The organism is Tabrizicola thermarum (assembly GCF_003574395.1).
GTDB lineage: Bacteria > Pseudomonadota > Alphaproteobacteria > Rhodobacterales > Rhodobacteraceae > Tabrizicola > Tabrizicola thermarum.
Genome location: NZ_KZ984536.1, coordinates 152,540 through 175,017, shown reverse-complemented (window position 1 = coordinate 175,017; position 22,478 = coordinate 152,540). Strand labels below are relative to the sequence as shown.

The window sequence follows — 22,478 nt, the reverse complement described above, 5'->3', positions numbered from 1 at the left end:
GGGCGGTGTAGCCGGGGCAGGGCAGCGGGGCAAGGTTACAACCCTGCCACGGCGATGTGACGGGTTGACCCGGTGACGAAGGCCGGGAAAGCCGCTATCTGGGACGGGACATGTTCGGAATCGAGATCATCGACGCTGCCCTTCTGCCCGCGATGCTGGTCGCGCTGGTGGCGGGCGTGCTGTCCTTCCTGTCGCCTTGCGTCCTGCCCATCGTGCCGCCCTATCTGGCCTATATGGGGGGCATCTCGGTCGGCGACATGCGCGACGGGGTGGACCGGCACCGGGTGATCCTGCCTGCGCTGTTCTTCGTGATGGGGCTGTCGACGATCTTCCTGCTGCTGGGGTTCACCGCCTCGGCCTTCGGCAGCTTCGTGCTGGACAATCAGGTGCTTCTGGGGCGGGTGTCCGGTCTGCTCATCATCGCCTTCGGGCTGCATTTCCTGGGTCTGTATCGCATCCCGATCCTGGACCGCGACATTCGGATGAATGCGGGCGACCGCGGCGGGTCGGCGTTCGGCGCCTATCTGCTGGGCCTGGCCTTTGCCTTCGGCTGGACGCCCTGCATCGGCCCGCAGCTGGGCGCAATCCTGTCGCTGGCCGCGCAGGAAGGCAGCATGGAGCGGGGCACGCTTTTGCTGGGGGTCTATGCGCTGGGTCTGGGGCTGCCCTTCCTGCTGGCGGCGATTTTCATCGAACATTCAATGTCGTTGATGGCAAAGCTGAAGCGGCACATGAAGTTGGTCGAGCGGCTGATGGGGGGCCTGCTGGTCCTGGTCGGCCTGGCCCTTCTGACCGGGGCCTTTTCGGACTTCAGCTACTGGATGCTGGAAACCTATCAGGTTCTGGGTCTGCCGCTGCCGGGCTGACCGTTCGGCGCGTGGTTCCCCTGACGCTTACCTGCCGTTAAGGTGGCGGCGGCAGAGGGACGGGATGGGCGTGGCGACAGCAAGCGACAGCACGGGCGGGGCAGAGGTCTTCCGGCGGCATGTCCTGTACATCCCGGGCTATGACCCGTTCCCGCCGCGCCGCTATCGCGAGCTGTATCGGACCGAGGGCGCGGCGCAGGCGGCGATCTCGGGCTATCGGATCGGGTTGCAGCCGCGCCAGGGCGAAGCCTACGGCTGGACCGTCACCGCCGAGATCGAGGGGCGGGCCGTCGAGGCCGAGGTGGAGGTGCTGGTCTGGGCGGATCTGGTCAAGGGCTCGATGCGGCGGGGCATCGCTGGCACCTATGTCCAGCTGGCGCGGACGGCCTGGGTCTACGCCGCCTCGGGCGCGTTGCGGCGGCTGATCCGGTTGCGCAAGGGGCCGATGATCGCGGCGCTGTATCCCGCGGTGCTGCTGGTGGTGCAGGCGGCGCTGGCGCTGGTGGCGGGCGGTATCGTGGTCTGGCTGGGGTCGGGTCTGCCCCGGGGGATGGGCTGGGGGCTTGCGGCAGCGGTCGTCTGGCTGGTGCTGGAGGCATTCCGGCGGCTGGATCACCGGCTGTTCGTCTATTACCTGATGCACGACTATGCGTTCACCGCGGGCGAGGGCGGGGCCTATCCGGCGGCGCTGGAAGAGCGGCTGCGCGCCTTCGTCCAGCGGCTGCGGGCGGCCCTGGCAAGCGGCGTGGACGAGGTGCTGGTCGTCGGCCATTCCTCGGGCGTGCATCTGGGGGTGTCGGTGCTGGCCGACCTGATCCGGGACGGCGTGCCGCAGGGTCCGGCGCTGGGGTTCCTGTCGCTGGGGCAGGCGGTGCCGATGGTGTCCTTCCTGCCGGGGGCCGGGCGGTTGCGGGGGGACCTGGCCTATCTGTCCACGCGCGAGGAGCTGACCTGGGTGGATGTCTCGGCCCCCGGCGACGGGTGCAGCTTTGCGCTGTGCGATCCGGTGGCGGTGAGCGGGGTCGCTCCGCCGGGCCAGCGCTGGCCGCTGATCCTGTCGGCGGCCTTCACGCGGACGCTGAGCCCCGAGCGGTGGCGGGCGCTGCGGCGGCGGTATTTCCGGCTGCATTTCCAGTATCTCTGCGCCTTTGATCGACCGGGGGATTACGATTATTTCCGCATCACGGCGGGGCCCTTGACGCTGGGTGAGCGGTTCGCGGGGCGCAAGCCCTCGGCCAGCCGGATCGTCACGCCGCTGTCGCCGTTCCGGGACGTGGCATGACGCCGCCCAAGCCGGACTCGCGGGCTGAGAGGGTGTCTCTCTGGGGGCATCTGCGGGCGTTCCGGCGCGACATCCTTTCGGCGCAGCCGGCGCGGCTCTACCGGGCCTGGATGGCCGAGTTCCGCACGCCGTTCTTCCGCAGCTATCTGTGCAACGATCCCGCGCTGGTGCGGCGGGTGCTGGACGAGCGGCCGGGGGATTTCCCGAAGTCGGACCGGGTGACCGAGGGCCTGCGGCCCCTGCTGGGCCGGTCGGTCTTTGTGACCAACGGCGAGGAGTGGCTGCGCCAGCGGCGCATCATCGACCCGGCGTTCGAAGGCGGTCGGGTGAAGGACAGTTTCCCGGCCATCTGGGCCGCATCCGAGGCGGCGGTGGCGCGGATGGAGACCGGAGAGGTCGAAGTGGAGCTGGCCGCCAGCCATGCGGCGGCGGATGTGATCTTCCGCACGCTGTTTTCCATCCCGATCGAGGACCGGGTGGCGCAGGCGGTGTTCCATGAGTTCCGGGCCTACCAGCGGAGTGCTCCGATCCTGAACCTGGGGGCTTTCCTGCGGTTGCCCGCGTGGGTGCCACGGCTGCACCGGGGGGCGACGAGGCGGTCGGCCCGGGCGATCCGGGGGTTGATCGAGGGGCTGACGGCGGAGCGGGCGGTGGCGATCGCCGAGGGGCGGGCTCCTGCCGATCTGGCGACGAAGATCATGACGACGCCGGATCCGGTGACCGGGATGCCGTTCGGGACGGCAGAGATGGTCGATCAGGTGGCGATCTTCTTCCTGGCGGGGCATGAGACGAGCGCCTCGGCCCTGGGCTGGGCGCTGTATCTGCTGGCGACGCATCCCGAGGTGCAGGAGCGGGTGGCGGCAGAGGCGGCGGCATTGCGGCCGGAGTTCGGGGTTGTGGGGTCATTGCGGTTCACTCGGGATGTGTTCCGCGAGGCGCTGCGGCTGTACCCGCCGGTGCCGATGCTGGTGCGCGAGACGGCGCGGCCGGAGGAGTTCCGGGGGCGCAAGGTGCGGCTGGGCGCGCAGGTGGTGATCAGCCCCTGGCATCTGCACCGGCATGAAAGGTTGTGGGAAAGGCCGGATGCCTTCGACCCCGACCGCTGGGCGGGGGAGGTGCCGCAGGGGGGCTATCTGCCGTTCTCGCGGGGCCCCAGGGTGTGCCCGGGGGCGGGGTTTGCCATGCTGGAGGGCACGCTCATGCTGGCGCATCTGGTGCGGGCGTTCCGGTTCGAGGCTTTGCCGGAGCGGGTTCCCGTGCCTGTGGCGCATCTGACAGTGCGGGCGAAGGACGGGATCTGGTTGCGGGTGACAAATCGGCAGGGTGGGCAGATTGCCCACCCTGCGCGGGACTCTCTGTAGGGTGGGCGGTATCGCCCACCATCGGTCAAAGGAGTTCGACCCGGTAGCTTTCGATGACAGTGTTGGCGAGCAGCTTCTCGCACATCGCCTTCACTTCGGCCTCGGCCTTCGCGGCATCGGTTTCGGCCAGGTCCAGTTCGATCACCTTGCCCTGCCGCACACCGTTCACTCCGGCAAAGCCCAGGGATCCCAGCGCGTGCCGCACGGCCTCGCCCTGCGGATCGAGAACGCCGGTCTTGAGCATGACGGTGACGCGGGCTTTCATCGGGTGGTCTCCGGTATTCCTGGGCTGTCCGGTCCATATCCAAGGCCCGGACAGGGGACAAGGGGCGCGGCTCAGTTGATGAGCGTGGGCTTCATCGTGTGGGTGACGTTCGAGGGCAGGACGCCAAGGCGCCGGGCAAGTTCGGTATAGACATCGCCCATCGGCTGGGGGTCGGGGATCGTGCCGTCGGGCCGTTCGGGCTGGCGCATGTCCCACAGACGGCAGCTGTCGGGGCTGATCTCGTCCGCCACGATCAGGCGCATGAAGTCGCCTTCCCAGATCCGCCCGACCTCGATCCGGAAATCGGCCAGCCGGATGCCCACGCCCATCATCACGCCGGACAGGAAGTCGTTGACGCGCAGCGCGAGGGCCACGATGTCGTCCAGATCCTGCTGGTTGGCCCAGCCGAAGGCGACGATGTGCTCCTCGGCCACGAGGGGCAGGTTCAGCTTTTCGTCCTTGAAGTAGTATTCGACGATCGGGCGCGGCAGCTGCGTGCCTTCCGGGATGCCGAGGCGCGCGGACAGGGGCCCTGCGGCGAAGTTGCGCACGACGATTTCCAGCGGGATGATCTCGGCCATGCGGACCAGCTGTTCGCGCATGTTCAGCCGGCGGATGAAATGCGTCGGCACGCCGATCTGGTTCAGCCCGGACATGAAGAATTCGGACAGCCGGTTGTTCAGCACGCCCTTGCCTTCCAGCGTCGAGGGCACGGCCACCGAAGAGCTGCTGTCGTCCTTGAAATACTGGACAAGGGTGCCGGGCTCGGGCCCTTCATACAGGATCTTGGCCTTGCCTTCGTAGACCTTCTTGCGCCGTGCCATGGTTCACTTCGTCCGGGGATGTGGGCGGAAGGGCAATCCTTCAAGCCGCTTTAAATTGCCTATAGTCCAAGGGGCCAATACCCGCAAGGCGCGAGCGGCCAAAGGCGCCAAGGGGGCTTGCGGCGACGGGGCGGGATGGGCATATGGAAAGGCAGGCCAGACCGGATATCCATGACTGTTGGGGGAGCCCATGACCACGTTCGACGATCGCGAGACTGCCTTCGAGGCCAAGTTCGCCCATGACAGCGAGATGCAGTTCCGGGCCGAGGCGCGGCGCAACAAGCTGCTCGGGCTTTGGGCGGCAGAGCTGATGGGCAAGTCCGAGGCGGATGCCGCCGCCTATGCGCTGGAAGTGGTCAGCGCCGATTTCGAGGAAGCGGGCGACGAGGATGTGGTGCGCAAGGTCGTGGCCGATCTTGCGGGCAAGGCCAGCGCCGATGAGGTTCGCGCCAAGATGAAGGAACTGCTGCCGGTCGCCAAGGCGCAGCTTCTGGCCGAGATCTGATCCCGTCGCAGCGCGGGCACCGGGCGCGGTCCTTGCGGGGGCCGCGCTTTTTTGTGCGCATTTGAAACGTTAACCCGATCTCCAGCCCTGCCGGTGCAGCCTGTCCCCCTTGGACAGGCGGAGGCGACGGCGTGCGGCGACAGGGACTGGCGGGGGCCGTGCGCCCAAGGCTTTATCAGCGGCTGGCCGGGACGGCGGGCCTTGGCGCGCTGTTCCTGGGGCTGCTGGCGCAAAGGGTGCAGGCGGTCGATCCGCAGCTGGTCCTGTCGGCGCTGGGCGGGATCGGGGTGCTGCCGGTGATCCTGGCGATGCTGGCCACCGGGGTCAGCTTCTGGGCCGTGGCGGGGTATGACCGGGCCTGGCACCGGCATCTTCTGACCGGGGTCGATCCCGGCCGCGCCGCTCGGGCGGGGGTCGCGGCGATTGCCATCGGCCAGACCGTGGGTCTGGGCGTGGTCAGCGGCGCGCTGGTGCGCTGGCGGATGCTGCCGGAGCTGGGGTTGATGGCCGCGATGCGGCTGTCGGTGCTGGTGGCGGCGTCGTTCCTGATGGCCTGGACGGTGCTCGCCTCGGTCTGTCTTCTGGCTCTGCCCGATGCGCCTTTCGCCGGGCTTGCACCTGTGGGGCTGGCGGCGGTGGTCCTTGGTCTGGGCGCGGCCCTGGCGCTGGGGCGAGTCTGGGTGCCGAATCTTTTCACCATCGGGCGGCTTCTGTCCCTGGCGGCGGTCGACTGTCTGGCCGCGGGGGTGGCCTTGTGGCTGCTGATCCCGGGCGATCCGGCGCTGACGGTGTTTCTGCCGGCGTTCCTGCTGGCCTTGGGCGCGGGGCTGGTCTCGGGCTCGCCTGCCGGTCTGGGCGCGTTCGAGATTGTCCTTCTGGCGCTGTTGCCGGGGGAGCCGCAGGCGGGGCTGCTGGCGGCTGTGGTGGCCTGGCGGGCGATCGCCTATGCCCTGCCCGCGCTGATCGGGGCCGGGGTGGCGCTGCTGGCGGCCACGGGGCCGCGCGGGGCGCCCCGGCGCGCCCCGGTGCCGCCGCCGCAGATCGCCGAGGCGGGACTTGTCGCGCAGGGCGAGCTTTTCGCGCATCCGCAAGGCTTTGTCGGCGGGCGGACGGCACATGGGCTGGTCGCGCTGTCGGCAGTGGCGGACCTTGCGCGCTTTTGCCGCGCGGCGCGGGAGGAAGGGCGCTGGCCGGTCCTGTACAAGCTGTCCGGTCGACAGGCGGTTGCGGCGCGGCGGGCGGGGCTGCGGGTGCTTCCCGTGGCGCGCGAGGCCTGGCTTTGCCCGATGGCGTTCCGGCTGGACGTCCCGGCGCGCGCGGGCCTCAGGCGCAAGCTGCGGCGGGCCGAGGCGGCGGGTGTGACCGCTGCGGTGGAGCCTCGGCCGGACTGGGCTGCGCTGGGCCGGCTCAACGCAGCCTGGATCCGGGCGCGCGGGAAGGAGCGCGGCTTTGCCATGGGGCGTTTCGACCCGGACTATCTGGCGGGCCAGGTCGTCGTCGTGGCCCGCGCGGGTGGCGAGGTGGTGGGCTTTGTCAGCTTTCATGCGACCCGAATCGGGCCGGATCAGGTCTGGACGCTGGACCTGTTGCGCCCCGGGCCCACAGCCCCCGAAGGCACGGCGCAGGCAATGATCCTGGCAGCCCTTGTCGCGGCGCGGGAGAAGGGGGTGCAGCATCTGTCGCTGGCCGCCGTCCCGATCGGGGCGCGGGGCGGGGAGACCGGCCCGATCGCGCGGTTGGGGCGGCGCCTTGCGGGCGAAGCGATGCGCGGGCTGGACCAGTTCAAGTCCGGCTTCGCGCCGCGCTGGCAGCGTCTTTACATCGCAGCACCGTCCTATCCCGCCCTTGCGATCGTCGGGGCCGAGATCTGGCGCCGCGTCTGCCATCCGCGAGAGCTTGCCAGCATGAGGCGGACCACCGGTCATGATGAGGAATATGAAATTGCCTATCGCCGCAACCCATGGCAGAGGGAGGGGGATATGCAGGCCTGAAGGATGCCCGAAATGACCGACGCGCTGACCCGGATGCTTGCCGCCCGTGACTGGATCATGGCGGATGGCGCAACCGGGACCAACCTGTTCAACATGGGCCTGTCCTCGGGTGAGCCGCCGGAGTTCTGGAACGTCGAAAAGCCGGAAAACATCCGCAAATTGTATGGCGATGCCGTCGCGGCCGGGTCGGACCTGTTCCTCACCAATACGTTCGGCGGCAACGCGGCGCGGCTGAAGCTGCACAATGCGCAAGGCCGGGTGCGCGAGCTGAACCGCGTCGGCGCCGAACTGGCCCGCGAGATCGCCGACAAGGCCGGGCGAGCGGTGGTCGTTGCAGGCTCGATGGGCCCGACGGGCGAGATCTTCGAGCCGATGGGCACGCTGACCCATGCGCTGGCGGTGGAAATCTTCCACGAACAGGCCGAGGCGCTGAAGGAGGGGGGCGCGGATGTCCTGTGGGTCGAGACGATCTCGGCGCCCGAGGAATACCGGGCGGCAGCCGATGCGGCGCTGCGGGCCGACATGCCCTGGTGCGGCACGATGAGCTTTGACACGGCAGGGCGGACGATGATGGGCACGACCTCGGCCGCGATGGCCGAGATGGTCGAACGGCTGGTCAACCCGCCGATCGCCTTTGGCGCCAATTGCGGGGTGGGCGCGTCCGACCTGATGCGCACGGTGCTGGGCTTTGCGGCGACGGGCACCGAACGGCCGATCATCGCCAAGGGCAATGCGGGCATCCCGAAGTACCATGACGGCCACATCCATTACGACGGCACGCCGGAACTGATGGCGGAATATGCGGTGATGGCGCGCGACGCGGGTGTCAGGATCATCGGCGGCTGCTGCGGCACGATGCCGGAACACCTGCGCGCGATGCGGGTGGCGCTGGAGAGCCGTCCCAAGGGCAACCGCCCCTCGCTGGAGGTGATCCAGGCCAAGCTGGGCGCGTTCTCCTCGGCCTCGGACGGGACGGGGGACGATGCCGGAGCGAAGCGGGAGCGTCGGGGACGGCGGGGCTGAACGGGCGGGCCTGGGCGCAAAATCCTTCGAAGGATTTTGGCAAATCTTTTCGAAAAGATTTGGCCCCGGTCGAAGCCGGTCAGAACAGCGTCAACTGGTCGCCCGGGCGCGGCGTCACCCGGAAGAGGTCGCAGCGCAGGGCGGGCAGGCCTTCGCTGAGTCCCAGCCGCCTGCGGGCAAGATCGGCGCGGCGGTGGATCAGGTCGGCCCAGAGCCCCTGGCCCCGCATCCGCGTGCCGAAGTCGGGGTCGTAGTCGCGCCCGCCATGCAACTCTCGCACCCGGCCCATGACCCGGGCGGCTCGGTCGGGGAAGGTGGCCTCCAGCCAGTCGCGGAAGAGGGTCGACACCTCAAGCGGCAGGCGCAACGGAATGGTGTTCGCCGCCGTGGCCCCGGCGTCGCGGCCCGCCTGCATCACGGCCTCCAGTTCATGGTCGGTGAGGGCGGGGATCAGCGGCGAGACCTGGATACGCACCGGGATCCCCGCGCGCGCGAGGCGTTCGATGATCTGCAGCCTGCGGCGCGGGGCCGGCGCGCGCGGTTCCATCTTGCGCGCAAGATCGGCATCCAGAGTGGTGACGCTGATCGAGACCGAGGCCAGCCCCTCTGCCGCCATCGGCGCGATCAGGTCGATGTCGCGCTCGATCGTGGTGCCGCGCGTGGTGATCCAGACCGGGTGGCGGAAGGCAGCCAGGACGGAGAGCACCTCGCGCATGATGGCATGGTCACGCTCCACCGGCTGGTAGGGGTCGGTATTGGTGCCGATGGCCAGGGGGGCGACCCGGTAGGCCGGGCGGCGCAGTTCCTTGTCGAGCACGGCGGCGATCCCGGGGCGCGCGATGAGGCGGGTTTCGAAATCAAGCCCGGGCGAGAGGTTCAGGTAGGCGTGTGTCGGGCGGGCATAACAGTAGATGCAGCCGTGTTCGCAGCCGCGGTAGGGGTTGATCGAGCGGTCGAAGGGCAGGTCGGGCGAGCGGTTGAAGCTGAGCGCCGAGCGGGGCCGTTCGATGCGGACTTCGGTCGCGACCAGGCGTTCGTCCTCGGGCAGGTCCCAGCCGTCGTCGAAAGCCTCGCGGTCTGTGGCCTCATACCGGCCGGCGCGGTTGGTATCGGCCCCGCGCGCCCGCAGGCGCTGGCCGGGAAGCAGGCTTGCGCGTCTGGTCATGGCCGAAGTCTAGAACGAAACAAAAACATTTGCCACAGCTTTCCGGTCTGCGACGGCTTTCTGTCGGCTTTCATCCGGTGTATGTCGCTTGGCGAATAGTGGGTGCGTCGCTTTGCGACCATCACCATGCAAAACCCTTCCGCTTGGAGCGCGCCCCATGGCCGACGACGACGAGATCATCCTGTCCGAACTTTCGGATGACGAGCTTGTGCTGCAGATGCATGACGACCTTTACGACGGTCTGAAGGAAGAGATCGAAGAGGGCGTCAACATCCTGATCGCGCGCGGCTGGACGCCCTATGACGTTCTGACCAAGGCGCTGGTGGCGGGGATGACGATCGTGGGAGCGGACTTCCGCGATGGCATCCTGTTCGTGCCCGAAGTTCTGCTGGCCGCCAATGCGATGAAGGCGGGGATGGCGATCCTGAAGCCCTTGCTGGTGGAAACAGGCGCGCCGCGGATGGGCAAGATGGTGATCGGCACGGTGAAGGGCGACATCCATGACATCGGCAAGAACCTGGTGGCGATGATGATGGAAGGCGCAGGCTTCGAGGTGAAGGATCTGGGGATCAACAACTCGGTCGAGAAATACATCGAGGCGCTGGAAGCCGAGAAGCCCGATATCCTGGGGATGTCGGCGCTGCTGACGACGACGATGCCCTACATGAAGGTCGTGATCGACACGATGAAGGAAAAGGGTCTGCGCGAGGATTACATCGTGCTGGTGGGCGGCGCCCCGCTGAACGAGGAGTTCGGCAAGGCGATCGGCGCGGATGCCTATTGCCGCGATGCTGCCGTGGCGGTGGAAACCGCCAAGCAGTTCGTCGCGCGCAAGCACAACCAGCTGAACGGCTGACGCACGCCACCGTGATTCGGGAGGGGCTTGTCATGCGCCCTTCCCGGGCGCAGATTGCTGTCAGGGAGACACACAATGCCCTTGACCCATTTCCTTGGACTGATCGCCTTGGTCATCGTTGCGGCCGGTCTGACCATCTGGCTGGCGCTCTGGACCGGGGTTCCCTTCGCCGCTCTGGCCTTTGCCGCCCTGTCGGCCAGCGCGATCCTGACCTGGACCCGGGTCAGCCGGTAATCTTCCGTGATCGATGACGTCACCCTGTCCGAAGCCGGGCTGGCTCCAGCCCGGTCCGGGCGCATCCTGCTGATCGCCTGCGGCGCGCTGGCGCATGAGATCCTGGCGCTGAAGGCGGCGAACGGCTGGACTCATCTGGACCTGCAATGCCTGCCCGCCAAGCTGCATCTCTGGCCGGATCGGATCATCCCCGCCGTCGAGGAGGCTGTGGCGGCGGCGCGGGGCGATTACGAGACCGTGTTCGTGGTCTATGCCGATTGCGGGACGGGGGGGCTGCTGAAGGCCGCCTGCGACCGGCTGGGGGTCGAGATGGTGGAGGGGCCGCATTGCTATGCCTTCTTCGAGGGCAATGCGGCCTTTGCCGAACGGGCCGAGACCGAGTTCGACGCCTTCTACCTGACCGATTTCCTGGTGCGGCAGTTCGATGCCTTTGTCTGGAAGCCGATGGGCCTGGACCGGCATCCCGAGCTGCGCGACATGTATTTCGGCAATTACCGCAAGCTGGTCTATCAGGCCCAGACGGATGACCCCGCGCTGGATGCCAAGGCCGAGGAGTGCGCCGCGCGGCTCGGGCTGGCCTATGAGCGGCGGTTCACCGGCTATGGCGATCTGGCGACGACCCTTGCGCGCGTGGCCGGTCAGCGCGAAATCGGTGATGACGGCGGCGTGGATCAGCTTCCCTTGTAATGGTTCAGGCAGAAGACCCGGATTGCCGAGGCGAGGCCTTCGTCGTTGCGCCGGGCGGCGTCGATTTCGGCGGCCAGGGCGTTGAGGGGGGTGCTCCTTTCGGCGGCGATGGCGCGGAAGGCGTCCCAGAATTCGGGCTCAAGCGAGACGCTGGTGCGGTGGCCGCGGAGGGTGAGGGAGTGTTTGGCAGGGCGGTTGGTCATGGGGCGACCGTAGCGGAACGGCTGGGCGGGGACAAAATCCTTCGAAGGATTTTGCAAAACTTTTCGAAAAGTTTTGCACCCGGACGCGCTGTCAGTTCAGGACATAGACCGGCTCTCGGTTGCAGAAGACAATGAATTGTCCGGCGTTTTCGACCACGCGGAAGCCGCGGCGGCGGACTTCATGCAGGAAACGGTCGCGACCGATCAGGCGTTCCACGTCGGCCACCTTGCGGCGGACGGTTCCGCCTTCTGCAACGCTTTTGGCGGAGAACAGGTGGACGATCCATTTCTCTGGGGAAATCACGTCAGGCAGTAGGGTCATCGGCGCACCTCCTGCAAGAACCCTGCCAAAGCAGGGTTAACGCCGGGTTACTCGGTCTCGCGCTTGTGGGCGTCGAGGTCGCGGGCGGCCTTTTCGGCGCGGGTCTTTTCCAGATCGCGCTCGGCCCTCGTGCGGCCATGCTTTGCAGCGTTGACATCGGCAGCCGCGCGGGCGGCCTTGCGGGCCGCCTGCTTTTTCACGGTGCGGAGGTTGACGATCTCGCTCATCAGCCCTTCGGGCCGACCATGTCCTCGGGCCGCACGATGCGGTCGAAGGTCTCGCCATCGACAAAGCCCAAAGCGATCGCCTCTTCCCGCAGAGTCGTGCCGTTCTTGTGCGCGGTCTTGGCGACCTTGGTCGCGTTGTCGTAGCCGATGGTCGGCGCAAGTGCCGTCACCAGCATCAGCGATTCCTTCATCAGTTTCTCGATCCGCGGAATGTTGGCCTGCGTCCCCACCACCATGTTGTCGGTGAAGCTGGAGGCCGCATCGCCCAGAAGCTGGATCGATTGCAGCACGTTGTAGGCCATCATCGGGTTGTAGACGTTCAGCTCGAAATGGCCCTGCGACCCGGCAAAGCCCACGGCGGCGTCGTTGCCCATCACATGGGCGCAGACCATGGTCAGCGCCTCGGCCTGGGTCGGGTTGACCTTGCCGGGCATGATGGAGGAGCCGGGTTCGTTTTCCGGCAGGATCAGTTCCCCAAGACCCGAGCGGGGGCCGGAGCCCAGAAGCCGCAGGTCGTTGGCGATCTTGAACAGGCTGGCGGCCACCGTCTTCAGCGCGCCCGAGAACATCACCATCGCATCATGGGCGGCAAGCGCCTCGAACTTGTTCGGGGCGGTGACGAAGGGCAGGCCGGTGATCTTCGCGATCTCGGCCGCCACGCGCACATCGAAGCCCTTGCGGGTGTTCAGCCCGGTGCCCACCGCCGTGCCGCCCTGGGCCAGTTCGTAGATGTGCGGCAGGCACATCTTCACCCGCTCGATCCCGCGATCCACCTGGGTCGCATAGCCCGAGAATTCCTGGCCAAGCGTCAGGGGCGTCGCATCCTGGGTATGAGTGCGGCCGATCTTGATGATGTCCTTGAACTCGTTGGACTTCGCCCAGAGCGCCCTGGACAGCTTCTCCAGCCCCGGCAAGAGCACATCGCGGCTGTGCATCCCGATGGCGACATGCATCGCGGTGGGGAAGGTGTCGTTCGAGGACTGCCCCATGTTCACATGGTCGTTCGGGTGGACGGGCTTCTTGGACCCCTTCACCCCGCCCAGCATCTCGATCGCGCGGTTCGAGATCACCTCGTTCGCGTTCATGTTCGACTGGGTGCCGGACCCGGTCTGCCAGACGACCAGCGGGAAGTTGTCGTCGAACTTGCCTTCGATCACCTCTTGCGCGGCGGCCACGATGGCGTTGCCAAGCTCGGCCGGAAGGTCGCCTTGCGCCATGTTCACCACGGCGCAGGCGCGCTTGATGACGCCAAGCGCGCGGATGATCGGGACGGGCTGGCGTTCCCAGCCGATGGGGAAGTTGATGATCGACCGCTGGGTCTGCGCGCCCCAGTACTTGTCGGCGGGCACCTCAAGGGGGCCGAAGCTGTCGGTTTCGGTACGGGTCGCGGTCATGGGGGGCTCCTCGCAGGCTCTCGCGCGTCCCATAGCGCCGGGAGCGCGGAAAATCAATCCGGCATGCAATGGTATACCGAAATCTCAGGCCCGGCGGAAGCGGTAGACCGTTGCGGGCGGCAGGTTGGCCCAGACCTTGTGGCCCTTGTTCACCTTGAGGCGCAGGGCCTCGATGGTTTCCGGCGGCAAGGGCGGGCGGGGGCCATAGGTGAACTGCACATAGTGGCCGCGCGGGGCGAGGATGGCGAAGGCGGCACTGACAATGCCTTCGCGCACATCGGGCGGCATGGACAGGAGCGGCAGGCCCGAGATCACCGTGCCGACCCCGGGCTCGACCAGCCGGGCGGCCTCTTGCGCGGGCCGCTGATGCACGGTCACGCCGGGGAACTTCTTGCGCAGGTGGTCAACGAATTCCTCGTCCAACTCGAAGAGCGTGAGGTTTTCGGGGGGCACGCCGCGCGCGAGGATCGCCTCGGTGAACCGTCCGGTGCCGGGGCCGAATTCCACCACCGGGCCGCTGTTCGGGCCAAGCCCCAGGGTCATCGCCCGCGCCAGCGTGCGCGAGGACGGTGCGATGGCCGAGACCTGACGGGGGTTCTTGAGCAGCCTGCGACGGAAAAGGGCGAGGTCGCTCATCAGTGTTTTCGGAACTGGTCCAGGGACACGACCTCGGCGGCCTGGCGCTCGGGCTCTTCCTCGACCTCGATATCCTCTTCTTCTTCCTCGTCCTCGTCCTGCTCCTGCGTCTCGAACCGCAGGCCGAATTCGACCGAGGGGTCAACGAAGGTGCGCAGCGCGTCGAAGGGAATCACCATCGGCTCGGGATTGTTGCCGAAGTTCAGCGTCACGCTGAACCCGTCGTCGGTGACGGACAGGTTCTCGAACCAGTGCTGCAGCACGACGGTCATCTCTGTCGGATAGCGTTCCTTGAGCCAGTCGGCCATCTGCACATCGGGGTGCGTGGTGTCGAAGGTGATGAAGAAATGATGCGCCCCCGGAAGCCCGTGTTCGGCCACCTCGGTCAGGACCGACCGGATCAGGCCCCGCATCGCGCGGTGCATGAGAGTGCCATAGTCGATGCTGCGTGCCATGGGCGCCGTCCTTCCCGGTTGAGTTGCAGCATAGGCAATTCGAGGGCCAAGGGAAGAGGCGGAAGGCCAGGTTCTGCTGCGGACCCTAGACGAGCGCGGCCGTGCCCGAGACGAGAGCTGAGATCAAAAGCACGAGGAGCAGCGGCCAGTGCCGCCAGATCAGCGCGGAGGCGGCGAAAATCGCGATCAGGGCGGGCAGCGGGCGCAGGCTGGAAAGGTCCGGCAGGATCAGGCTTGTCGGTCCGAAGCTCCAGGCCGGAAGGGCTGCGAAGAGGACATGCAGCCCGAACCAGAGCGAGAGATTCGCGATCACGCCCACCACCGCCGCCGTGATGGCCGCAAGCGCGCCGGACAGGCGGGGCATGTGGGCCAGCCGGTCGATGAAGGGGCTGCCGGCGAAGATGAACAGGAAGGAGGGAATGAAGGTCATCCAGAGCGCAACCGCTGCGCCCGCCAGTCCCAGGGGCCAGCCGCCCGCCTGATGCGCCGCCATGAAGCCCACGAATTCGTTTACCAGGATCAGCGGGCCGGGCGTGGTCTCGGCCAGTCCCAGCCCGTCCATCATCTGCGGCAGGGTCAGCCAGCCCTTGTCCTGGACCACTTCCTGCGCCATCCAGGCCAGCACGGCATAGGCCCCGCCGAAGGTCAGGACGGCGAGTTTCGAGAAGAAGATGCCGATCTCGGCCAGTCTGGCGGGGGCGGCAAGGATCAGGGCGGCGAGCGGCAGGAGCCACACCCCCAGCCAGAGCGCGGCGGCCCGCAGCGACCGGGCCAGAGCGGCGGGCGGGGCGGGGGCTGTCGGGTCCCGTCGGGTCCCTGCGGTGCGGAAAAAGCCCCAGAGTCCGGCGGCAAGGATGATGACCGGGAACGGCAGCCTGAACAGGAACAGGCCCGCGAAGGCGGCACAGGCGATGAGCCAGGCCTCGCGCGATTTCAGCGCGCGTCTGGAGAGGCGGAGCAGCGCCTCGATCACGATGGCGATGACGGCGGCCTGGACCCCGGTGAAGAGGGCCGCCACCACCGGGACCTGGCCGAAAGCGGCGTAGATCAGGCTGAGCATGAGGACGACAGCCGCGCCGGGCAGGACGAAGAGGCCCCCGGCGATCAGGCCGCCCCGCACGCCGTGCAGCCGCCAGCCGATCCAGGTGGCCAGCTGCATCGCCTCGGGGCCGGGGAGAAGCATGCAGAAGGACAGGGCGCGCAGATAGTCGGGTTCCGCGACCCAGCGCTTTTCGTCCAGGATCACCCGGTGCATCAGGGCGATCTGCGCCGCCGGGCCGCCGAAGGACAGGCAGCCGATCCGGGCGAAAGTGCGGGTCAGTTCGGAGAGGGTCGGAATCATGGGCTGACAGTGTCCCGGCAACCGGGAAAGCGGAAGGGGAAAAGGCTGCGGCCGTGACAGGCGCGGGAGAGATCAGCCAAGGGTCTTCGTGAGTTCGCGGAGGAGCTTGCGGCGCAGGGTCTCGGGATAGTCCTGCAAGCCCCGGACGCTGACCACGAAGCCGTCGGGGGTGACGATCCGTTTGCGGTAGTAGGCACTGATGGGGAAGGCCTGGCCCGGTTCCTCGATGGCGATGGCGTTGATCGTCAGCCCCGCGGCCATCGCTTCGCCGCGCGCGGCGGCATCGGTGAAGCCCGCGTTCTCCTGCCCGTCGCCCGAGATGTCGATGACCTTGCGCCGGCAGTCGGGGACGGCGGCGAACCGGGCGGTGGCGAAGCGCAGGCCCTGGCCCACGGCGGTGTCCGAGCCCCGGAAGGCGCGGGGAACGACGGCGGCGCGGGCGGCGAAGCGGGTGACGTCGTCGGGGGCAAGCATCCGCTGCCACGGCAGAACGAGGGCCTGTTCCTCGGTGCCTGACCACTGGACCACGGCAAGCGCGACCTGTCCGCGGACCAGGGCGTCGGCGATTTCCGGGTCGGCAAGGGCCGCGGCGAGGCCGCCGGTCTGCAACTGGTATTCGCCCGCGTCGATCGAGCCCGAGACGTCGATCGACAGCATGAGCGCCGTCTCGCAGGACAGCGCGGGGCCGGTGGAGAGGCAGGCAAGGAGGGCCGCACGGAGCATGGGGCAGGATGGGGCCGGGGCGGGTCGCTGGCAAGCCGCCCGTCGTTGATGTCGTACCGCCATGCCGGGTGACGGGCGGCGCGGGGGCGAAGTCGAACGAGGAGCCGTGGGGGAAGGTGCAGGCTTCTGTTGCCAGGTGCCTGCGGACCCCGCCTTACGCGGCTAAGCGCAAGGACTTAGATTTGGTATTGCGAGCCGCTTACGCGGCCAGCGCCACCGGAGCACGGTTGTCGTTGGCAACTGTGATCATGGACCGATAACGGTGGTACCTCACCGAGCGAAAGCTGGCCTCTTTGGTCGTTCGTCGATCCTATTTCGGCCCCACACGCCCGCAACGAACGGGAAGGTCTGGTGGAGCCGCCGGGTACCGCCCCCGGGTCCGAGCCGATTATTACAGGTGCGTTTATCGCCATAGTCGGGGTCGCCCCCGACAGCGATCAATATAGGGGGTGGGCGCGGAGGGTGCAAGGCGCGCCTCTCATGCCTGCTTCGGAACGGAAAACGCCCGAGGTTTCCCCCGGGCGTGTCCTTGGTCACGGCATCGGGATCAGAAGCCCGACTTGATGAGCTCGAATTCCTCGATCATGCGGTCGCGGAGTGCGGTGGTGGGGGGCGACTGCACGAAGAGCGGTGTGGTCACCGGGTCGACGTAGGCCGCCTTCAGCTCGTCCGGCGTGATTTCGGCCATCGCGGCGTCGTTGGCCAGGGCATAGCCGATCGCCTCCAGCAGCGGCTTGGCCGAGGAATGCGAAAGAAGCGAGTTGATGTGGTCGTAGGCCTTTTCCTCGACGCCGGGGCCGTTCTTGATGTTCACGAAGCCGCAGTACCAGGTGGCAGCGCCTTCGGCGGCGGCGCGGTTGAAGCCGACGGGGAAGTTTTCGCCCTTCAGGATCGCGACCGGGTCGTTCCATGACCAGGCCACCTGAACCTCGCCCGAGGCCATGAGCTGCGACAGTTCCGAGGGGTCGGACCAGTAGGCGCGGACGTTGGGGTGGACCTTGCGCAGCCAGTCGGCGGCGGCGGTGAACTGTTCATCCGTCACGTTGTCCCACGAGGTCACGCCGGTGGCCATGAAGGCCAGCGACCAGATGTCATCGGTGTTGTCGGGCAGCGAGATGCGGCCGGCGTATTTCGGATCGGCGAAGACCTGGACGGAGGCCACATCCTCGGCCGGAACCGTATCGGCATTGTAGGCGATGGCGGTATAGGCATAGTCCGTGGGGATGAACCAGACACCCTGGTCATCGGTGAAGGGTTTCACCATGCGTTCGGGGATGTTCTTGAATTCGGGGATCTTCGAGGTATCCCACGGCTCGATCAGACCGGCTTCCATGTAGCGGGGCACGGCGGCGGCGCAGGGGTGGACAACATCGGCCTTGAAGCCCGAGGACATCTTCTGGAACGCCTCGTCATCGTCGGCGAAGAAGACATAGGTCGGCTTCTGGCCGTTCTTTTCGACATAGGGTTGCAGCATCCCGTCGATTTCCCAGCCCGCCCAGTCGAGCACGGTCAGCTCGGGGTCGGCGGCATGGGCAGCGACGGACAGCGCGAGGAGAGACGCGGCGCTGAAGAGGGTCAGGGAATGTCGGGACATGTGTGCTCCTTCTGCGGGACATGCGGACGGGGCCGATGGCCTCCGGTGCGCATGGTTGGATGGCAGACGCGGCCCCCTCGGCGCGCCCATGACGAAAGATTGGTCGGCTGGCCGGAAAAGGACAAGGGGAATTTGCGGGTTCTCGCGGCCATCGCCGCGAAATGCGGCACAAATTCCGGTGACCTTGCGTCCATATGCACGCTTGCCGGGCGCAGGGCGCGCCCGTCGCGGGGCATGTGCCGGGCGAAGCGGGGTTGCGGGGCAAAGGGCGGGAGGCTAATCCTGTGGGCGAGGCCGGGCGAGACCCGGCCCTGGCCCTTGGGGAGACATCCTTGGGTCTGGCTGGAAGACCTGCCGCGGACCGGGACTTACCCGCCTCGCGCGGGGTATTCCGGGAGCCGCGGCCCGATGGAGGAGCCGCAGGTGGCGCTTGATCTTGATTTCGTCCGTTCGCAGTTTCCGGCGTTTTCCTCGCCGGTCCTGTCGACCCATGCCTTCTTCGAGAATGCCGGAGGGAGTTACCCCTGCGTGCAGGTCGTGGACCGGCTGACGCGGTTCTACCGGGACCGCAAGGTGCAGCCCTACGGTCCCTATCCGGGGGCCCAGGCGGGCGGCGCGGAGATGGACGAGGCGCGCACCCGGCTGGCGGCGATGATGGGGGTCGCGCGGGAAGAGGTGTCCTTCGGGCCGTCGACCAGCGCCAATACCTATGTGCTGGCGCAAGCGGTGCGGAAGTGGCTGGCCGGAACGGGTGGTGCGGTGGTGGTGACGAACCAGGACCACGAGGCCAATTCGGGCGTCTGGCGGCGTCTGGCCGAGGAGGGGATCGAGGTTCGGGAGTGGAAGCTGGACCGGGAGACGGGATCGCTGGATCCCGCGACGCTGGGCTCGCTTCTAGCGGATGGGAAGGTGAAACTTGTCTGCTTTCCGCAGTGTTCCAATGTGATCGCCGAGATCAACGACGTGGCGGCGATCTGTGCGCTGGCCAAGGCTGCGGGGGCGCGGACCGTGGTGGACGGGGTGAGTTACGCCCCGCACGGGTTCCCGGATATTCCGGCGCTGGGGTGCGATGTGTATCTGTTCTCGGCCTACAAGACCTATGGCCCGCATCAGGGGATCATGATCCTGCGCGAGGATTTCGGGATGGAGCTGCCGGGGCAGGCGCATTTCTTCAACCACGGAGTGCTTTACAAGCGGCATACTCCGGCCGGGCCGGACCATGCGCAGATCGCGGCCTGTGCGGGGATGGCGGATTACATCGATGCGCTGGCGGAGCGGCATGGGGTATCGGGCGATCCGGCGGCGCGGAACCGGGGGGTGCATGACCTGATGCGCGCGCAGGAGGTGGCGGTGATCCAGCCCTTGCTGGAGTATCTGGCGGGGCGGAACGATGTGCGGCTGCTGGGGCCCAAGGACGCTGCGCGGCGGGCGCCGACGGTGGCGGTGGAGCTGGACCGGGCGGCGGAGCCGGTGTCCGAGGAGCTGGGGCGCAACGGGATCGCCTGTTGGGCCGGGGATTTCTATGCGGTGCGGCCGCTGGAGGCGCTGGGGATTTCCCGCGACAAGGGCGTGCTGCGGATGTCGGCGGTGCACTATACCAGCGCCGAGGACGTAGAGCGGCTGATCGCGGCGCTGGACCGGGTGCTGTGAGGTCAGCAGAGCGGAGCGCTGGCGCGCGCGTCTTTGCATCTGTCCCTTGCGCGATCTGCGCAAGGGACGGAGATTGGGGGTTTTCCACCCCCAAACCCCCGAGAGTATTTGGAAAAAGAGCAAATCAATCTGATCCGTTCGCGGAGTCGAAGCGTAAAGCAGGTGTGGGAAAGGCTGGGGAATGACCGACCGTCCGTTGATCCTGTGGTTCCGCCGCGACTTGCGGTTGGGAGACCATCCGATGCTGTCGGCGGCGGTGGCAACCGGGCGGCCGGTGGTGCCTTTGTTCATCCTGGACCCGGAGACCGAGGCGCTGGGGGCGGCGCCGAAATGGCGGCTGGGGCTGGCGGTCCAGGCCTTTGCGGCGGCGCTGGAGGGGCGGGGCGTCCGGTTGATCCTGCGGCGGGGGCCGGCGCTGGAGGTGCTGCGCGGGCTGGTGGCCGAGACCGGAGCGGGCGGGGTCTTCTGGTCGCGGCTCTACGACCCGGCTTCGGTCGCGCGGGATACCGGCGTCAAGGGGGCGCTGAAGGCCGAGGGGGTGGAGGCGCGGTCCTTTGCCGGGCATCTTCTGCACGAGCCTTGGGAGGTGGAGACCGGGCAGGGCGGATTCTACCGGGTGTTCACGCCGTACTGGAAAGCCCTGCGGGGGATGGAGGTGGCGGCGCCGGAGTCAGCGCCCAGGACGCTGCGCGGGGTTGAACGCTGGCCGGGCTCGGACCGGCTTGAGGACTGGCGGCTGGGCGCGGCCATGAACCGGGGGGCCGGGGTCGTCGCGCGGTATCAGGCGGTGGGCGAGGCGGCGGCGCGGGCGAAACTGCAGGCCTTTCTGGCGGGGCCGGTGGCGGACTATGCGCGGCTGCGCGATTTCCCGGCCGAGGCGGGCACGTCGCGGTTGTCCGAAAACCTGACCTGCGGCGAGATCGGCATCCGCGAGGTCTGGCATGCGGGGCTGCGGGTCAGGGACGAGGGCAGCGCGGGGGCGGAGAGCTTCCTGCGGGAGCTGGGCTGGCGCGAGTTCAGCTATCACCTGATGCACCACACGCCGCAGATCACCCGCAGCAACTGGAAACCGGAGTGGGACGGCTTTCCCTGGCGGGGCGACAGTCCCGAAGCGGAGCGCTGGCGGCGGGGGATGACGGGCGAGCCCTTCGTCGATGCGGCGATGCGCGAGATGTATGTGACGGGCACGATGCACAACCGCGCGCGGATGATCGTGGCGAGCTATCTGACCAAGCATCTGATGACACACTGGAAGCTGGGGCTGGACTGGTTTGCCGACTGTCTGACCGACTGGGACCCGGCGGCGAATGCGATGGGCTGGCAATGGGTTGCGGGATCGGGTCCGGATGCGGCGCCGTTCTTCCGCATCTTCAACCCCGCAGGGCAGGCCGAGAAGTTCGATGCAGAGGCGCGCTATCGGCGGCGGTTCGTTGCGGAGTTGTCGAAAGACCCCGGGCCGGAGGCGCTGGCCTATTTCGACGCGGTGCCGCGGTCCTGGGGCCTGCGGCCGGACCAGAGCTATCCCGCGCCGGTCGTCGATCTGGCGACGGGCCGCGCAACTGCCCTTGCGGCATATGGAGCACGAAATGCTTGAGCAAGGCGCCCGGTTTGGTGAAACTGCCGGGACCGACATCGACCCTGGGGGTGGGGCCATGGACGTATTGACGACAGTGGCGGGACAAACCGGCCTGCCGCGCTATTTCGCTGCGGCCTTCGAGGTGGCCCGGCGGCTGGGCGAGGGCAGGCTGGACTTCGTGCTGCCGGACGGGCGTCGGTTCCGCATCGAAGGAAAGGCGCCGGGGATTGCGGCGGAAGTTCGGGTGGTGAACCCGGACCTGTTTGCGCGGCTGGTGCGCGAGGGCGATCTCGGGTTCTGCGACGCCTATCTGGACGGCTGGTGGACGACGCCGGACTTGCAGGCATTCCTGGACCTGATCCAGCGCCCGGCGAACAACATCGTCGGCGACGGCTTTCCCGGCCTGGGCCTGCTGCGCGCCTATGAGCGGATGCGCTTCTGGTTGCAGTCGAACTCGCGTCGGCAGGCGAAGAAGAACATCCAGTACCACTATGACCTGGGCAACGAGTTCTACCGGCTGTGGCTGGATGACACGATGACCTATTCCTCGGCCATCTTTGCCAATCCGCAGGAGAGCCTGGAAACGGCCCAGATCCGCAAATATGCCAGCATGGTGGACCAGATGGGCGCGCAGCCCGGCGAGCATGTGCTGGAGATCGGCTGCGGCTGGGGTGGCTTTGCCGAATATGCCGCGAAGGAGCGCGGCCTGCGCGTCACCGGGCTGACGATCAGCAAGGCGCAGCACGACTATGCGGTGGAACGGATCGCGAGGGCGGGCCTGTCGGACCGGGTGGAGATCAAGTTGCAGGACTATCGCGACGAGCGCGGCTCCTATGACGGGATCGCCAGCATCGAGATGTTCGAGGCGGTGGGCGAGCGCTATTGGCCGGTCTATTTCGACACCCTGCGCAACCGGCTGAAGCCCGGGCGCAATGCGACCTTGCAGATCATCACCATCGCCGACCAGCGGTGGCATCTGTATCGCAAGGGGGTCGATTTCATCCAGAAATACATCTTCCCGGGCGGGATGCTGCCCGCGCCTTCGGTCCTGCGCGCCGAGGTCGAAAGGGCGGGGCTGCGGGTCAAGGGGTCGATCGAGTTCGGCGAGAGCTACAGCCTGACCCTGCGGCGCTGGCACGAGACCTTTGCCGAGCGTTGGGGCGAGGTGAAGAAGCTGGGCTTCGATGATCGGTTCAAGCGGATGTGGGATTTCTACCTGGCCTCTTGCGCCGGGGCGTTTCAGGGTGGAAACTGCGACGTGACGCAGATCACGGTAACGCGTCCCAACTGAGGGCTT

Annotated in this window: 24 protein-coding genes and 1 other RNA gene; 12 read left to right on the top strand and 13 right to left on the bottom strand. The window is 67.5% G+C overall.

The window, feature by feature from the left end; genetic code table 11:
* Positions 1–110 precede the first annotated feature (110 nt).
* The 3 genes from D5084_RS01505 to D5084_RS01495 all read left to right on the top strand — a co-directional run bounded on the left by D5084_RS01505 (position 111) and on the right by D5084_RS01495 (position 3,509).
* Positions 111–866: a cytochrome c biogenesis CcdA family protein gene (locus tag D5084_RS01505; protein WP_128513734.1), complete on the top strand. Its 756-nt coding sequence runs from the start codon at positions 111–113 to the stop codon at positions 864–866.
* 64 nt (positions 867–930) lie between these two features.
* Entirely contained in the window at positions 931–2,148 is a 1,218-nt protein-coding gene (locus D5084_RS01500) for a hypothetical protein (protein ID WP_128513733.1), read from the top strand.
* Positions 2,145–3,509 carry a cytochrome P450 gene (locus D5084_RS01495; protein WP_128513732.1) on the top strand — a complete coding sequence of 455 codons (1,365 nt, stop codon included), beginning with the start codon at positions 2,145–2,147 and terminating at the stop codon, positions 3,507–3,509. The genes D5084_RS01500 and D5084_RS01495 overlap by 4 nt, the downstream gene beginning before the upstream one ends.
* A gap of 25 nt (positions 3,510–3,534) precedes the next feature.
* On the opposite strand, the gene purS is transcribed toward D5084_RS01495, so the two are convergent.
* Together purS and D5084_RS01485 are read right to left on the bottom strand one after the other, a co-directional pair.
* A complete protein-coding gene (gene purS, locus D5084_RS01490) occupies positions 3,535–3,774 on the bottom strand; it encodes a phosphoribosylformylglycinamidine synthase subunit PurS (RefSeq protein WP_128513731.1) in 240 nt (79 codons plus the stop codon).
* Between the two features lie 71 nt (positions 3,775–3,845).
* Entirely contained in the window at positions 3,846–4,598 is a 753-nt protein-coding gene (locus D5084_RS01485; RefSeq protein ID WP_128513730.1) for a phosphoribosylaminoimidazolesuccinocarboxamide synthase, read from the bottom strand.
* A 190-nt stretch (positions 4,599–4,788) separates the two neighbouring features.
* On the opposite strand from D5084_RS01485, the gene D5084_RS01480 reads away from it, so the two are divergent.
* The 3 genes from D5084_RS01480 (at position 4,789) to bmt (ending at position 8,117) form a co-directional block, all read left to right on the top strand.
* Positions 4,789–5,103, top strand: a complete 315-nt coding sequence (locus tag D5084_RS01480) for a DUF1476 domain-containing protein (protein ID WP_128513729.1) — start codon at positions 4,789–4,791, stop codon at positions 5,101–5,103.
* Positions 5,104–5,234: 131 nt separating this feature from the next.
* Positions 5,235–7,094, top strand: coding sequence for a phosphatidylglycerol lysyltransferase domain-containing protein (locus D5084_RS01475; RefSeq protein ID WP_128513728.1), 1,860 nt, complete (start codon positions 5,235–5,237; stop codon positions 7,092–7,094).
* 12 nt (positions 7,095–7,106) lie between these two features.
* Positions 7,107–8,117, top strand: a complete 1,011-nt coding sequence (gene bmt / locus D5084_RS01470; RefSeq protein WP_128513727.1) for a betaine--homocysteine S-methyltransferase — start codon at positions 7,107–7,109, stop codon at positions 8,115–8,117.
* Positions 8,118–8,196: 79 nt separating this feature from the next.
* Here bmt and D5084_RS01465 read toward each other — a convergent pair whose 3' ends face one another.
* A complete protein-coding gene (locus D5084_RS01465) occupies positions 8,197–9,282 on the bottom strand; it encodes a PA0069 family radical SAM protein (protein WP_128513726.1) in 1,086 nt (361 codons plus the stop codon).
* 157 nt (positions 9,283–9,439) lie between these two features.
* Between D5084_RS01465 and D5084_RS01460 the strand changes: the two genes are divergently transcribed.
* The 3 genes from D5084_RS01460 (at position 9,440) to D5084_RS01455 (ending at position 11,059) form a co-directional block, all read left to right on the top strand.
* Positions 9,440–10,138: a corrinoid protein gene (locus D5084_RS01460; RefSeq protein ID WP_128513725.1), complete on the top strand. Its 699-nt coding sequence runs from the start codon at positions 9,440–9,442 to the stop codon at positions 10,136–10,138.
* Between the two features lie 75 nt (positions 10,139–10,213).
* The gene (locus tag D5084_RS18510; protein ID WP_187644450.1) at positions 10,214–10,372 is read left to right on the top strand and encodes a hypothetical protein; all 159 of its coding nucleotides are present in this window, start codon (positions 10,214–10,216) and stop codon (positions 10,370–10,372) included.
* 6 nt (positions 10,373–10,378) lie between these two features.
* Positions 10,379–11,059, top strand: a complete 681-nt coding sequence (locus D5084_RS01455) for a DUF1638 domain-containing protein (protein WP_128513724.1) — start codon at positions 10,379–10,381, stop codon at positions 11,057–11,059.
* Here D5084_RS01455 and D5084_RS01450 read toward each other — a convergent pair.
* The 10 genes from D5084_RS01450 to D5084_RS01405 form a co-directional block, all read right to left on the bottom strand.
* On the bottom strand, positions 11,044–11,262 hold the full coding sequence (locus D5084_RS01450) for a ribbon-helix-helix domain-containing protein (protein WP_128513723.1): 219 nt from the start codon (positions 11,260–11,262) through the stop codon (positions 11,044–11,046). The genes D5084_RS01455 and D5084_RS01450 overlap by 16 nt on opposite strands.
* 91 nt (positions 11,263–11,353) lie before the next feature.
* Positions 11,354–11,584 carry an N-(5'-phosphoribosyl)anthranilate isomerase gene (locus tag D5084_RS01445; RefSeq protein WP_128513722.1) on the bottom strand — a complete coding sequence of 77 codons (231 nt, stop codon included), beginning with the start codon at positions 11,582–11,584 and terminating at the stop codon, positions 11,354–11,356.
* Between the two features lie 47 nt (positions 11,585–11,631).
* Positions 11,632–11,811 carry a DUF4169 family protein gene (locus D5084_RS01440; protein WP_128513721.1) on the bottom strand — a complete coding sequence of 60 codons (180 nt, stop codon included), beginning with the start codon at positions 11,809–11,811 and terminating at the stop codon, positions 11,632–11,634.
* Entirely contained in the window at positions 11,811–13,205 is a 1,395-nt protein-coding gene (fumC, locus tag D5084_RS01435) for a class II fumarate hydratase (protein WP_128513720.1), read from the bottom strand. Before fumC ends, D5084_RS01440 begins: the two co-directional genes overlap by 1 nt.
* 84 nt (positions 13,206–13,289) lie before the next feature.
* Positions 13,290–13,841: a class I SAM-dependent methyltransferase gene (locus D5084_RS01430; RefSeq protein WP_128513719.1), complete on the bottom strand. Its 552-nt coding sequence runs from the start codon at positions 13,839–13,841 to the stop codon at positions 13,290–13,292.
* Positions 13,841–14,296 (bottom strand): SspB family protein, encoded by a 456-nt coding sequence (locus D5084_RS01425; RefSeq protein WP_128513718.1) that lies wholly within the window; start codon positions 14,294–14,296, stop codon positions 13,841–13,843. The genes D5084_RS01430 and D5084_RS01425 overlap by 1 nt, the downstream gene beginning before the upstream one ends.
* Before the next feature lie 85 nt (positions 14,297–14,381).
* Positions 14,382–15,638, bottom strand: a complete 1,257-nt coding sequence (gene chrA / locus D5084_RS01420) for a chromate efflux transporter (protein WP_128513717.1) — start codon at positions 15,636–15,638, stop codon at positions 14,382–14,384.
* A 72-nt stretch (positions 15,639–15,710) separates the two neighbouring features.
* On the bottom strand, positions 15,711–16,361 hold the full coding sequence (locus tag D5084_RS01415; protein ID WP_128513716.1) for a DUF1194 domain-containing protein: 651 nt from the start codon (positions 16,359–16,361) through the stop codon (positions 15,711–15,713).
* A gap of 115 nt (positions 16,362–16,476) precedes the next feature.
* Positions 16,477–16,833, bottom strand: a transfer-messenger RNA (tmRNA) gene (gene ssrA, locus D5084_RS01410).
* A gap of 75 nt (positions 16,834–16,908) precedes the next feature.
* The gene (locus D5084_RS01405) at positions 16,909–17,955 is read right to left on the bottom strand and encodes an ABC transporter substrate-binding protein (RefSeq protein WP_128513715.1); all 1,047 of its coding nucleotides are present in this window, start codon (positions 17,953–17,955) and stop codon (positions 16,909–16,911) included.
* Positions 17,956–18,378: 423 nt separating this feature from the next.
* On the opposite strand from D5084_RS01405, the gene D5084_RS01400 reads away from it, so the two are divergent.
* From D5084_RS01400 to D5084_RS01390, 3 genes are all read left to right on the top strand, one after another.
* Entirely contained in the window at positions 18,379–19,605 is a 1,227-nt protein-coding gene (locus D5084_RS01400) for an aminotransferase class V-fold PLP-dependent enzyme (protein ID WP_435532650.1), read from the top strand.
* 181 nt (positions 19,606–19,786) lie between these two features.
* Positions 19,787–21,199, top strand: a complete 1,413-nt coding sequence (locus D5084_RS01395; protein WP_128513713.1) for a cryptochrome/photolyase family protein — start codon at positions 19,787–19,789, stop codon at positions 21,197–21,199.
* A gap of 58 nt (positions 21,200–21,257) precedes the next feature.
* Entirely contained in the window at positions 21,258–22,472 is a 1,215-nt protein-coding gene (locus tag D5084_RS01390; protein WP_128513712.1) for an SAM-dependent methyltransferase, read from the top strand.
* Positions 22,473–22,478: the final 6 nt, after the last annotated feature.

Coding starts and splice junctions, on each gene's coding strand:
- D5084_RS01425 (WP_128513718.1), bottom strand. CDS start 14,296: ATGGCACGCAGCATCGACTATGGCACTCTCATGCACCGCGCGATGCGG.
- D5084_RS01415 (WP_128513716.1), bottom strand. CDS start 16,361: ATGCTCCGTGCGGCCCTCCTTGCCTGCCTCTCCACCGGCCCCGCGCTG.
- D5084_RS01500 (WP_128513733.1), top strand. CDS start 931: ATGGGCGTGGCGACAGCAAGCGACAGCACGGGCGGGGCAGAGGTCTTC.
- D5084_RS01395 (WP_128513713.1), top strand. CDS start 19,787: ATGACCGACCGTCCGTTGATCCTGTGGTTCCGCCGCGACTTGCGGTTG.
- D5084_RS01495 (WP_128513732.1), top strand. CDS start 2,145: ATGACGCCGCCCAAGCCGGACTCGCGGGCTGAGAGGGTGTCTCTCTGG.
- D5084_RS01405 (WP_128513715.1), bottom strand. CDS start 17,955: ATGTCCCGACATTCCCTGACCCTCTTCAGCGCCGCGTCTCTCCTCGCG.
- purS (WP_128513731.1), bottom strand. CDS start 3,774: ATGAAAGCCCGCGTCACCGTCATGCTCAAGACCGGCGTTCTCGATCCG.
- D5084_RS01465 (WP_128513726.1), bottom strand. CDS start 9,282: ATGACCAGACGCGCAAGCCTGCTTCCCGGCCAGCGCCTGCGGGCGCGC.
- D5084_RS01450 (WP_128513723.1), bottom strand. CDS start 11,262: ATGACCAACCGCCCTGCCAAACACTCCCTCACCCTCCGCGGCCACCGC.
- D5084_RS01480 (WP_128513729.1), top strand. CDS start 4,789: ATGACCACGTTCGACGATCGCGAGACTGCCTTCGAGGCCAAGTTCGCC.
- chrA (WP_128513717.1), bottom strand. CDS start 15,638: ATGATTCCGACCCTCTCCGAACTGACCCGCACTTTCGCCCGGATCGGC.
- D5084_RS01445 (WP_128513722.1), bottom strand. CDS start 11,584: ATGACCCTACTGCCTGACGTGATTTCCCCAGAGAAATGGATCGTCCAC.
- D5084_RS01460 (WP_128513725.1), top strand. CDS start 9,440: ATGGCCGACGACGACGAGATCATCCTGTCCGAACTTTCGGATGACGAG.
- D5084_RS18510 (WP_187644450.1), top strand. CDS start 10,214: ATGCCCTTGACCCATTTCCTTGGACTGATCGCCTTGGTCATCGTTGCG.
- bmt (WP_128513727.1), top strand. CDS start 7,107: ATGACCGACGCGCTGACCCGGATGCTTGCCGCCCGTGACTGGATCATG.
- D5084_RS01485 (WP_128513730.1), bottom strand. CDS start 4,598: ATGGCACGGCGCAAGAAGGTCTACGAAGGCAAGGCCAAGATCCTGTAT.
- D5084_RS01505 (WP_128513734.1), top strand. CDS start 111: ATGTTCGGAATCGAGATCATCGACGCTGCCCTTCTGCCCGCGATGCTG.
- fumC (WP_128513720.1), bottom strand. CDS start 13,205: ATGACCGCGACCCGTACCGAAACCGACAGCTTCGGCCCCCTTGAGGTG.
- D5084_RS01440 (WP_128513721.1), bottom strand. CDS start 11,811: ATGAGCGAGATCGTCAACCTCCGCACCGTGAAAAAGCAGGCGGCCCGC.
- D5084_RS01430 (WP_128513719.1), bottom strand. CDS start 13,841: ATGAGCGACCTCGCCCTTTTCCGTCGCAGGCTGCTCAAGAACCCCCGT.
- D5084_RS01390 (WP_128513712.1), top strand. CDS start 21,258: ATGGACGTATTGACGACAGTGGCGGGACAAACCGGCCTGCCGCGCTAT.